The organism is Streptomyces sp. NPDC026062 (genome assembly GCF_055568375.1).
The window spans coordinates 169,181-180,898 of sequence record NZ_JBVHOQ010000013.1 but is presented as its reverse complement, the minus strand read 5'-3'; the positions used below and the strand labels follow the sequence as shown (position 1 = coordinate 180,898).

General features: G+C 64.5%; 8 protein-coding genes and 2 pseudogenes. 7 read left to right on the top strand and 3 right to left on the bottom strand.

Annotated features, from left to right (window positions below):
* The first annotated feature begins 1,029 nt into the window (after positions 1-1,029).
* Both ACZ4LX_RS15015 and ACZ4LX_RS15010 read left to right on the top strand, forming a co-directional pair.
* Positions 1,030-1,935, top strand: coding sequence for a hypothetical protein (locus tag ACZ4LX_RS15015; RefSeq protein ID WP_467649178.1), 906 nt, complete (start codon positions 1,030-1,032; stop codon positions 1,933-1,935).
* Positions 1,829-2,896: a three-Cys-motif partner protein TcmP gene (locus ACZ4LX_RS15010; RefSeq protein WP_467721189.1), complete on the top strand. Its 1,068-nt coding sequence runs from the start codon at positions 1,829-1,831 to the stop codon at positions 2,894-2,896. Before ACZ4LX_RS15015 ends, ACZ4LX_RS15010 begins: the two co-directional genes overlap by 107 nt.
* 131 nt (positions 2,897-3,027) lie before the next feature.
* Here the strand turns inward: ACZ4LX_RS15010 and ACZ4LX_RS15005 are convergent, their stop codons facing one another.
* On the bottom strand, positions 3,028-3,765 hold the full coding sequence (locus ACZ4LX_RS15005; protein ID WP_467649181.1) for a hypothetical protein: 738 nt from the start codon (positions 3,763-3,765) through the stop codon (positions 3,028-3,030).
* A 687-nt stretch (positions 3,766-4,452) separates the two neighbouring features.
* Between ACZ4LX_RS15005 and ACZ4LX_RS15000 the strand changes: the two genes are divergently transcribed.
* From ACZ4LX_RS15000 to ACZ4LX_RS14980, 5 genes and pseudogenes are all read left to right on the top strand, one after another.
* Entirely contained in the window at positions 4,453-4,869 is a 417-nt protein-coding gene (locus ACZ4LX_RS15000) for a hypothetical protein (RefSeq protein WP_250301776.1), read from the top strand.
* Positions 4,863-7,577: a KGGVGR-motif variant AAA ATPase gene (locus ACZ4LX_RS14995; RefSeq protein ID WP_467649185.1), complete on the top strand. Its 2,715-nt coding sequence runs from the start codon at positions 4,863-4,865 to the stop codon at positions 7,575-7,577. Before ACZ4LX_RS15000 ends, ACZ4LX_RS14995 begins: the two co-directional genes overlap by 7 nt.
* Positions 7,578-7,681: 104 nt before the next feature.
* Positions 7,682-7,846, top strand: a pseudogene (locus ACZ4LX_RS14990) (transposase); the annotation flags it as partial.
* A gap of 4 nt (positions 7,847-7,850) precedes the next feature.
* A pseudogene (locus tag ACZ4LX_RS14985) lies at positions 7,851-8,117 on the top strand (hypothetical protein); the annotation flags it as partial.
* A gap of 23 nt (positions 8,118-8,140) precedes the next feature.
* Positions 8,141-8,515 carry a transposase gene (locus ACZ4LX_RS14980; protein ID WP_467721187.1) on the top strand — a complete coding sequence of 125 codons (375 nt, stop codon included), beginning with the start codon at positions 8,141-8,143 and terminating at the stop codon, positions 8,513-8,515.
* Positions 8,516-9,190: 675 nt separating this feature from the next.
* On the opposite strand, the gene ACZ4LX_RS14975 is transcribed toward ACZ4LX_RS14980, so the two are convergent.
* Both ACZ4LX_RS14975 and ACZ4LX_RS14970 read right to left on the bottom strand, forming a co-directional pair.
* Positions 9,191-10,045, bottom strand: coding sequence for a hypothetical protein (locus ACZ4LX_RS14975; protein WP_467649188.1), 855 nt, complete (start codon positions 10,043-10,045; stop codon positions 9,191-9,193).
* Entirely contained in the window at positions 10,042-11,562 is a 1,521-nt protein-coding gene (locus ACZ4LX_RS14970; protein ID WP_467649191.1) for an AAA family ATPase, read from the bottom strand. The genes ACZ4LX_RS14975 and ACZ4LX_RS14970 overlap by 4 nt, the downstream gene beginning before the upstream one ends.
* Positions 11,563-11,718 lie beyond the last annotated feature (156 nt).

Sequence of the window (11,718 nt, the reverse complement as noted above, 5' to 3'; positions counted from 1 at the left end):
CACCAGCGCGGACACCGCAAGCAACCGCACAGCCTCCTGCGCGTCCGGCGACCAGGTCCGCGCATCCCCCACCAGATCACTCACACACCGTCAACGAGCCTGAACCCAATGAGTTTCTGATCAATAGCGCTCTTCGATGCGCAATGCCGCCTACGTCCCGGTTCCTCGTGGGCGAATCAGCGTCCGATCTCCGGGCAGCGTGGCTGCTGGTCGGACTTCATCGCCATCGATGGCGCGTATGACGGGCGCTCCCGCACGTACATGCCGGAGACCAAGCAGATGAGGGATGGCGGCGACCTCCGCGTACGGCAAATCAAGAGTGCGCTGACCACCCTTGAGGGGCTCGGACCATCGGAGGCGCTCGTGACAGTGCCTCGAGACCGGAACGGAAGGCGCCTATTCCAGGAGTTCACCCTCATGAAAGAGACCGGCCGGGGGGTGCATCAGACACCAGACACTTACAGCGTGCCCGAACTCGGCCAACCTGCCGAGGCTACTTTTATGGTGCCCTCCGATTTCTTCTTGAACGGCTGGATCCAAGTACTGAACCCCTCCGAGATCGCCACCTGGCTTATCCTGCAATACCTCAGCCAGTGGGCGGCCAACACTCACGCGTACCGCGGCGTCTACCTTTACGGGCGCGCGAGGGTAAACAAATTCGGAATCAAACGTGACGCCTGGGAGGATGGTTGTCAACGCCTGTACAGCTTCGGCCTTATACACCCGCCTCATTCATCATCCCTCGTCCCGAACTCCCGCAAGCGATACGAGCCGTACCGGTGGCAAGTAGATAACCAAGCACTTAGTAACGGCGCAATGGAAGTATGCCTTCGGGAACTCACTATCCGGAAGCGAGATCTTGAGAGACAGGCAGTTCAACGAAGTCGGCCGAATATCGATCCACCGGACGACGAGACCCACTAACGGGGCAGCCCAGGTAACTGAGGCCCCGCATGTACGCGGAAGACGGTGCGCGAGGTCGAACTGAACCTGTATGCGGTGCGACCGTGCGGAGCTACTGTTTGCCAGGTGACCGATGACCAGTGGACGCCTTTGTCCGACCGCGAGGCCCCTGCTGCCCGTGCCCTGCAGGAAGGCGTCCCCGCCAGCCTCGAATACCCGCTCAGGGAGTGGGTCCGCACCACGACCGAGAGGTATACCGGTGCCGCCGAGCGGGCCGCCGTCAGGATCGACGTCGCTCTGTACACCGAGGAGAGCGGGAACGAGGACGTCGCCACCGGCGAGCGCATCGCCTACTGGACTCCGACCGAGAAGCTGCTGGATGCTACTGACGCGCTGCTCGACCTGGTGCCCACCGGCGGATGGCGGAACACCCCGCAGACCGCAGGACTCCCGGGCTGGCAGGCTGCCCTCATCACGGCGAATTCCCTGCCCGACACGCAACACCGCGTCCCGCTGCAGCGGCTCCTTGACGACGCTCGGTCTCTCTACACGATCCGGGCTGATGGGCGGGCCCTGGTGCGGCGCATCGACTCGGCTGTGGCGGCGGTCACCGGTGAGGCCGCCAAGGCAGCTGCCCCACCCGAGCGTGGTTCGGCCACCCGCCACCTGCGGCAGGCCCTCGACGCCGCGTACGCGCTGCAGCCCGATCCGGTGAAGGCGTACAGCGAGGCAATCAAGGCGGTCGAATCAGCCGCGCACGCCACCCTGCAGCCGAAGCGCGCCAAGGCGACGATGGGCACGATGCTCGGGGAGCTTCGCCAGGTGCAGGCCAAGCTCAGCGTCCCGATCACTGGGACGTCCGGGACAGAGGGCCTGGCGGTAGCCGGATCGGCGGTAGCCCGATTTCCTCGTGACCAAGCACGACCTGCTCAAAAAGTACCTGGACGCGTGGGCACCGATCCTTCTGTCTCGACACGAGATGGCCACGTACGCCGAAGGCTTCGCCGGCCCAGGTGTCTACAAAGCGGGTGAGCCTGGTTCACCAGTGATCGCACACGGCGTCTTCGCCGACGCCCTGCTCCGACACCCGAAACACCTCCGCATGTTCCTCATGGAGAAGGACGCGCGTCGCGTCCAAGAGCTACGGCGTCAGATGGCACGAGCACAGGCACGACAGACCGAGCACGTCAACCAGCGGCTCAACATTCACATTGACGAAGGCGAATTCCACCCCGCGCTTCTGGAGCGACTGCGTACATCAGGCGCGTTAGACCAACCCCTCTTTGTCCTCCTGGACAGCTACGGCGGGCCCGACATCCCCTACTCACTCCTGAAGGACCTCGCCGCGCACGACAGGGTGGAGGTCATGGTCACCTTCGTTCCTGGCTTCCTGATGCGCTTCGCCGCGAAGCATGAGGGGCGGCGCCAGCAGGGTGATATTGCCTTTGGCGGACAGGATTGGCAAGCCGTCTTCAAACAGCCCTCCACGGAAAAATTCACTTTTCTCCGCGACCAGTACCGTGGCTGTCTTCAACGTGCCGGCTTCACGCACACACTCTATTTCGAGATGGTGGACGAAGGGGGAAGACGTCTTTATCTGATCTTCGGCACCAAGAACGACAAGGGCTTGGAAAAAATGAAGGACGCCATGTGGAACGTCGATCCCAACCATGGCGTCCGCTACCGCGACCCGAAGGATCCCAACCAGCAGCAGCTAGACTTGGATTGGGATCCAGACACTGCCGCGCTGCGCCGAATCCTCCGCGACCATGTGATCGATTCACCAGAGGGTGTGACTATCGCGGAACTCCAGCGATTCGCCCTCCTGGAAACCGTTTATCGCCCAGCTCAGGTGATCAGGTCTGTCCGCCAGCTGCGGGACGCCAACGCTGTAGCCACGGACACTACGCGCGTCACGGCAAAAACTCTCGTGCTCCCACCTCGGGATGATCCCCCTACGTCTTCGCCGGCAGAACAGGACGGCCTCTGGTAAGACAGCCAGAGCGACTCGTCGGACCAAGAGTGAAAAATCGTCTCGACGCGCCGCCCCCGTCAGGGACAAGTCGCAAAGCCAACGATTTACCGGATGTGCACGGCGAATTCCTCTGAGAATTAAATCGGTCATCACTTCCCGGCTATCAGAAGCGGGTAGAGAAATGACAGTGCGCCCAGAACCGGGAGCGCAGCACTCCGGTAGACCGCTGCGACTATCAGCACGGATGCCGGGACAGCGAGTTGCGCTGGCAGCCCCAAGGCGGAAGTAGCCAGCACGATTCCAGCCGCGCCAAGCACGACCACGCCCAGCCGAACCGCTTCAAAGCGTCGAGATGCAGGCTGCGTCCCCATGTCACTCGGGTCGAGAAGGGCACCAACCCGCCCCTCTGCATAACGGGTACTAATCACCAAGGCCAACCGTGCTATCTCTCGCGCACCCTGTTTGGGGTCAGCATCGAGTTGGATCTCGGCTGACCGCAGCACATCAGCCACCCGGTAGGCGTGTTCCCGCAACGCCTTACGGCGACGCCAGTACGTGAAGCCGACCGTCCCTCTCATGGCCCGCGCACCGTAGACGCGAGCCACAGCTTGACCAACGCTCGGCCAGTAGTGCTCGTCGCGAATACGTGGCGCCCGGACGACATCAGCGCACTTGTGGATCAGTTTCGTCCATACCGAAAGGCGTAGGTACGTTCCCGCCTTCACGCCATAGAGCGACCCGAGGGTTGCTGCTACGCGACGCACGAGAACCAGGGTCAGCACCACGGTCAGAGTGATAGAAAAAGCACTGATGGCATCTGCTGCCGTCAAGGGCGCGCCCGGATCACTTGTGGGTCGCGGCTGACCGTAGGCCGGATAGACGATCACCGCAGTATGGTGCACAAGCCGCCCAGTGACCACAAAGGTGAACGCGGCAACGGGCGCCATGATCAGGAAAAAGAGTGGGCCCGATTGGTACCGAGCCCTCAGAGCCAACCTCAGCGGACTCGGGACTGGGCCGATACCAAGGGCCGCGGCATCTTCCCGGAGTCGACGGATCGTTGCATCAGCCTTCCTCCGTTGGTGAGCAACGACTCGATCTCGCAGCACAGCGAACATGACCGGCAGAATGCCATAAATGGCGTCCCAGGGGTCCGTGATGGAGTCAGGCTCTTGTCCTGGCTGCCGGACCCAGCAAGGCACTCGGTGGCAGGGCGACCTTCTGACGAGACTTCCGGTTCCACCTTCGGGGATTCAAGTGAACGGGAGTCTGGGACCATCGGCCGCGCCCTAGATGGCACATGTGGTCCAGCTATCCTTCCCGTCCGCACAGCCGTCCTGGGAGCGATGTGCTGGGCGCGCCAGACGGGATGTCCCAGCAGGAGCGGCGGAACGAGGTCCTGCGCGCCACCTGCCAGATCGCTGACGGCGGTGGCCTGCAGCGAGGTCGGCCGCGGGCCAACGTAGTGCCCCGTGGGCACGGACCACGCCTTCAGGTTTTCCAGACCCCGTTCTCACGAACCGTTCTCCTTCAACTTGCCGTCTCCGTGCGCCCACCGCCATTACCCTGGCGAGATGGTCGATGTGGGGGCCGGCGAGCTCAGCACCAGCCGGGACAGGCTCTTGAAGCAGGCACAGGCCGCAGAGAGCGTTGGGGACCCGGCAGTCTGCGGACTTTTGTACTTCTATGCCGCCGAGTGCGCGCTGAAGGCCGAGGTCATGCGAAGGCGTTCGCACTACATGTCCACCGCTCAGCTCCCCGCCGACTTGCGGAGCCACGACCTCCGCAGGTTGGCGAAGGAACTCAACCTGCGCGACCCCGTGACCCGCCCAGACCCGCTTCGCTGCCGCCGCCACAAGATTGGCGGCTGGATTGAAAGCCATCAGCTCCATGAGGCATGGCGCTATGGTGCGAAGCTGAACGACGGTGATCAGAAAGCAGCGCTCGAAACGCTGAGACAACTGGTGCGGGACGCCAGGAGAGGATGCTGAGCAGCGTGGCCGACAAGCTGTTCACTTGGGTCGACATCGACTCCCGCCTGACCGAGGCAGCCGTCGGAGGCGAGTGGCCGTACTGGCTACTTGAGGCCGACGCCTGGTGGGACGCTCTCGAACTGTCCGTGCGTCCCGGCACCTCCGTAGGCGAGGTCCGGGAGTTCCTGGACGACCAGTTCGGCATTGAGTCCGCTGTGGACGGCGAGGAGAGCCTGGAACTCCTTCTGGACCGTCCCGAGTCCCACACCCCTCGCTCCCTCCCGGTACGCCTGACCGAAACCGCGGACGCGCCTCAGGTCGCCCGCCGTCCAAGGCTCAACGAGCGCCGTATCACCTCGGAGCTGAGCGAACCGCTGCCGCGTCCCGCGTCCTCCGTCTATCCCGGTGACCGGCAGATCATCGCCTTCCACTCCTTCAAGGGAGGTGTGGGCCGCACCTTGCACGCGGTGGCGCTCGCCGACCTGCTGGCTTCCCGCGGGCAGCACGTGCTCCTCATCGATGCGGACCTAGAAGCGCCGGGTATCACCTGGATGTACCAGGCGCAGGGCGGCCGCTGCGACATCGCATACGACGACGTACTGGCGCTTCTCCACTCCTCCACGGACGGCGAGCCAACCGACGCGGTACAGATCGCCGCTGCCTACCTGCCCAACCAGGAGGTGTCCCGTCACGCGGGAAACGGCCGGGTGACGATCCTTCCCTCAAGTCGGCGCACCATGCTCGGCCCGCCTCGGATCGGCCCCTCGGACCTGCTGACCGAGGACCGTTCGCCCTACTTCCTCAGCGAGTCTCTCGCCGCGCTCGCCGTCGCTGCGGAGGCCGACGTCATCGTTTTGGACCTGCGGGCGGGCGCGTCCGAGCTGTCGGGCCCCCTCCTGCTGGACCCCAGGGTCACCCGGGTCTTCGTCTCCACCATCAGCAGCCAGTCGCTGCGCGGTACCGAGGCCATGATTCACCGGGTGGGAACGCACGCCCCCGCTCTGGTCGGCATGGATCCCGCGCCCGGCGCGATCGTGACCCAATACAGATTGGACATGCACGACGGCCATGCGGACGAGGCCAAAACCCTTCTTAGCAACGCCCTCTCCCTGGCCATCGTCCTGCCCGTGGACGACGGGACGGCCGAACATGACGAAGACCACCTTGCGGTGGACGAGCAGGTACTGACCGAGCCCGTGCTAAGCCCGTTTCGCGAGGAACTGCTCGCGCTTCCCGACAGCTGGGACGCGGTCGTAGACGTGATGCGCCGTTGCGGGCTGCCTCGCCTGGTCGCGGAGTTCGCGCCGAGTGCGATGCTGGTGCCACACCGCCCCGACGAGAACCCGAAGGTCCTCGGGCGCCGGCGGTCCGCCCTGGCTGAGTTCACCGGCGCCCTACTCAAGCGGCAGCCGTTCGACGCGGGCCCCGACAGCGACTTCTTCACTATTGAACCCACCCGCAGGTTCATCGCCGCCCACCGAACCGACCTGCCGATCACCGTGGTAACGGGCGAGGCCGGCACGGGCAAGACATTCACCTTTGCCAGGATGTGCGCGGCGCGAACCTGGGACGCCTTCGCCTGGACAGCCGGGGTAACCGTCCGACAGTCCGCACGAATCGTTCCGGTACTCGCCGCGCCGGACGCTCCGGACACCATCTGGTATGCGGATCCAGGCCCCGTCGAGGCGGAGGGCTTGTGGGAGGAAAGCCCTCAGGAGCAGAGGCCCGCCGGGCCGGAGCGTCGCGACCGGATCCTCACATTCATCGAGTCATCCTCCCGACATCCATCCGCCGAGAGCATGGCCTTCTGGCAGGAGCGCTGGCTGACGTGCCTCGCGATGGCGGCCGGTGCCCCTGACGAAGCCGAAACGATGGAGTACCTGCTCCGGCATGAGGCGCTCTTCCTCATCGACGGCCTGGAGGAGTGGCTGGACCAACATGACGGAGCCTGGGTGTCCGTTGCCTTCAGCAGTCTGGTGGGCCTTGTTCCCCAGTCCTTGCGCAGGCTTCGGAAGCAATCGTTGGGGCTCGTGATTTTCACCCGTCCGGGGGCACCAATGGAACGCGCCTTGAAGGGGCCAGTCAACCGGGACGGCAGAACGTTGCGCCGCAGGCCCCCGTTCGAATTGCACTGGACCACCGAGGACGCCCTGAAGCTCGCCCTGTGGCTCTCGGTTCGCTCCGACGCCGTACAGGCCCCGGAGTGGCCCATCGCCGACCTGGGGGAGGAGGAAACCACCCGCTGTCTCCTGCCGCTCTGGGGCTTGAGGATGGGTTCGGACGGCTCCCGCGAGGCTTGGACCGACCGCTGGTTCGCCTCCGCCCTCGCTGATGCCCATGAACGCGTCCAGCCGCGCGACGTCATCCGCTTCCTGCACGCGGCCGCAGTCACGTCTGCCGACGACGGACGGTGGAGTGACCGGGTACTTACCCCGTCGGCTATGCGTCAGGCCCTGGCCGATTGCGGGGCGCTCAAGATCGGGGAACTCCAGTACCGGTTCCCCCACGTCTGGGACCTCCTGCACACTCTGGCAAACCACGCCGTCGACGAACAGTCCCCCTTCTTTGCCGGAGACGTGGGACTTACTCACAGGGCTGTCCGCGAGCTTCAGGACTGGGGGGCCCTGTCAAAAACCCCCGACGGCCGCTACCAGCTCCCGGAGCTCTACCGTCTTGCCCTCGGCATCCGAACCGAAGGCCGCTCTCGCACGATCCCTCCGCGCTGACTCAGAGGACGCCGGGGTAGCCGCATTGCCGCATACGCCCTAGTACTCCAGCCGGACTTCGGTGTATGTCCTGGTCAACGGCTTGAGCGTGGGGATTTAGCGGGGTGATACGCCGTCATGATCTTTCCGACGCCGAGTGGCAGCTGTTGAAACCTCTGCTGCCAAGGTCGGCAAAGGGGCGTCCGCGGCTGGACGACCGAACGGTGCTGAACGGGATCCTGTGGAAGTACCGGACCGGGGTGGCCTGGCGAGGCGTACCCCGCGGTACGGCTCCTGGGCCACCCTGCATACGCGCTTCCGGCGCTGGGACGGGGACGGAACCTTCGACCGGATACTGCGGGCCGCGCAAGCCAAGGCGGACGCGGCTGGCGACATCGACTGGCTCGTCTCGGTCGACTCCACTATCGTGCGGGCACACCAGCACGCCGCCGGGGCGCGAAAAGGGGGCCTCAGAACCAGGCGCTCGGTCGCTCGCGGGGCGGCCTGACCAGCAAACCCCACCTGGCCGTCGACGGCCGGGGCCGACCGCTGGCCCTGGTCCTGACCGGTGGGAACACCAATGACTGCACACAGCTCACCACCGCGATGGACGCGATCCGAGTGCCCCGAATAGGACCGGGACACGGCCCCGGATCCGTCCCGATCACGTCCTCGGGGACAAGAGGTACAGCTCGAAGGCGATCCGCGACTGGCTACGGCATCGCGGGATCGGACACACGATCCCGGAGCGGGCCGACCAGGTCGCCAACCGACTGCGACGGGGACGAATCGGCGGCCGCCCCGCGGCCTTTGACCGTCAGCTCTACAAGCACCGCAACGTCGTCGAACGGGCCTTCAATCGGCTAAAGCAGTGGCGCGGCATAGCAACCCGTTACGACAAGACGGCCGAGTCCTACCGGGCGGCCGTCACGCTGGCCGCGCTGCTCCTGTGGGCCTGACTCTCGATGGCGTCGCCGGTGGGGTCAGGCGGACGCGCGTTCACGTGTCCAAGGCGCTACGGACGAGGTGTTCCCAGCCGCTCGCCTGAATCCCGGCGAGTGTCGCCGGGCGCGTGAGCAGGCCGATCGTGAGGAAACCAGACTCTTGCTCTCCCTCGCCCGGAGGTGCCCACCGGCCGGCCATGCACTCCTCGCACTCCAACAACATGCGATCGCTCTCAGAAAACGACGAGTCCGTTCGAGCAGGTCCAGCACTCGACGCGGCTTGGTAGCGACTCGGCCATGATCTCCTTCTCCGGCTGTGAGCGCCTGATCGTAGCGATCCGCTGATCAGAACCTCGGGAGCGAGGCGTGAGGCGCCTCTGCTCGTGATGCCTTTGACGACACCGCCTAAGGCTTCACCGTGTGGTGCGCGGGGAGCCATGTCACTCCAGGCCGCCGGTCGCCTCCAGGTGCGCGGTGAACACCGAGATGAGCTCGTCCTGCATCGAGGCATCGGGAGCCAGTCGTCGAGCAGATCAGCGGGTGCCATGCCCCGATGTACCCGCGCCAGGGTCTGTGGCAAGGAGCCACAGCCAAGTGTCGGGCTCCGGAAGGCATCTTCTGACCCGCTGGCTGGCGGGCAACCGGCCCTGGAGATCGAGCCGATGCGTCGCGACGCACAAGCATGGCGTGTTATGGGTTCTGGTTGACTCCGTGGTGGAGGTACCAGTTGCTGTCGGCAAGGCCGTAACGCAGCGCTGTGTCCCAGGTGTTGAGTCCATGGGTACTGGCGTGCTGCTCAGCGTCCTCTTTCAGGTGTGCAGTCAGGGCCGAGAGGCCGCTCTCGCGTCGGATTTTTTGGTGGAGCCACTGGTTGGCGGTCAGCACGGATATGCAGAACTCGGCATAGCGCTGTGCCAGGTTGAACGTGACGAAATGGTGCTCGACACGAGCACGCAGCTCAGCGTCCCATACAGGCAGGGCCTGAATGCGGAACTGCACGGGCCAGCTTGTGATGTCGGCGAAGAGGTAGCGTCCGGCCTGGCCGGGGCGGTCGTAGTAGGGATGGAGAGTGCGCTGGCTGGCTGTGGCGCCGATCCGGTCGCCTTTGGCCTGGTTGCACTTGCTGCATGCCGGCACCAGGTTGACCGGGCAAATCGTGAAGAGAGGCAGCGTGTCCTTGGGCAGGTGATGGTCGAGCGAGCCGATCTCACTGTTGCCGCACAGCAGGCAACGCCCGAACGGCGCGCGGGCCTTGAGCTCGTCGTACTTCTCTCTCCCGTGCTTGCGCCCGACCAGCCCCGCACTGTAGAGATTCCTGAGGTGCTCCCCGTCGCGGTCGGGTATCTGCTCCTCGGCATCCCGCGCAGTCACGGCTAGCGCGTAGAGGGCGTTGTGCTCGGCAGCGTCGGTATAGGTCTTCTCGGCAGCAGACAGGTCCTTCTCACGGGCCAGGAGCCGTAACCTCAAGACGGAGTTCTGCATCCGCCCGCAGGCAGCGGTCAGTGTGTCTTTGACCTTCATCGCGGGGGGATCGAGCGGAATCATGAGGCGTTCCCGTCCCGGCTGAGAGTGAGGACGCGCAGCAGGCCGCGGGCTTCGCTTCCCAGGGATTCGAAGTCCGCCAGGATCTCTTGATAGCTGCGCCCCTCGGCGACCTCCTTGGCCAGGGCCGCATAGAAGCCGGTGGCGGTGGACTCCAAGCCGAAAGCCTCGTGGGTGAGTGCGCTGACGTTCTCACCGTAGGTTTCCATCAGCGGCCGCTCGGCTGTCACGACGTCGCCATAGCGGCGCAACTTGTAGACGCACGTCTTCGGTACTTCCTGCAGGACCACCGGTGAGTGCGTGGCCACGACCGCCATCCCGTTGACGTCGGAAAGGAAGTCAGACAGCGCACGGATGAACGCTGACAACAGGGGTGGCTGCAGATGCGCTTCGGGCTCGTCCATGAAGACGACCGTGCGCTCGGTCACTTCCTGGACCAGTCGTGTCAAGGTCAGCAAGGCGATCTTGTGGCCAGAGCTCAGCGGTGCAAAGAGCCGCCCCGCAGCGGCCTTGAACCGGCGGTCAGAGCCCTCGGACAACAGATCTTCGAGATCGCCTGCGTAGTCATCCAAGAATCCGGACTCCGGATAACTGAGCGTGCTCAGAATCTGCTCCCACCGGCTACGCCGGGCACCGATTCGAGCCGTAGCAAGACTGTCGGCGAATTCCGTGGACAGGTCTTCGCTCGTCTTCAAACGCTGCGGCTCCTCACCGTCACGCAGCCCGATGTAGGCGAACCCCGCAGGAGCGTCCGGGTGATGAAGGAGTTCGTCAAAGGCACTGAAGGACACCAATACCACGTTCGGTGTGCTCCTGGCTGTGCGTTCAGCGAGCTGGGTGACCTCGATACTCCCCGACGCCACGCCGCTAGCCATGTCGCGCATCATGCTGGTCTTGCCCACTCCATTGCGGCCGATCAGAGCATGCACGTTGCTCGGCGGCAGCGAGGCAGGACTGGCACGGAAGCCCAGTATAGGTGGTTCATACGCTGAGCCATGAGACTTGGGAGGCACGTAGTCCCACTGGAAATCAACAACGCGATCGCGGCCGCGGGCAATGAGGTGGAGACGCTCCAGCTCCGCGCGCGGATGGCGGACATCGCGCATCAGAGATTTTTTGAAGACTCTCAGGCCCCAAACACGTTCCACAACATCCCTGCTGTAGTCGTAAGCCACATCCCGCAACGCAGCCAGAACGTCGACTCTGGCGCGAGCACCCAGCCCGCTTAGCGACTCGTAGTATGTGTCCTGGACTCCCAGGCTGAAGAAACCTTCAGCGAGAGTCTCGAAGCGGCGTGGTAGGCGTTGCTCTGTCCGAAAGAACTCATCATGGCGACTTGACCCCATCTCAAGATGCCCGATCCGAACGCCGCCAATGGACTTCGGTCGTCGCCCATGGCGCTTGATGCCCAGCTCGTACATCGTCACGTAGCCGTAGTCATTCCAGTTATCTGGAATGAGGTAAGCGCCCCTGTAGTCCTCAGGCAGATCCTGTGTCCCCTCCACCACGACGAACTGCATGATGTCACCTCACCCCTCCCCGGGAAGCCGGGGGCCATACCAGCACGAGATCACACTGTAGTTCCAGTGCCGCGATCTGCGACGGGAACCATGGAACGTGAGAATCGCAGTTGTGCGCGGGCTAGCGCGACAGTGCCCCGTAAGATCCGGTCCCTC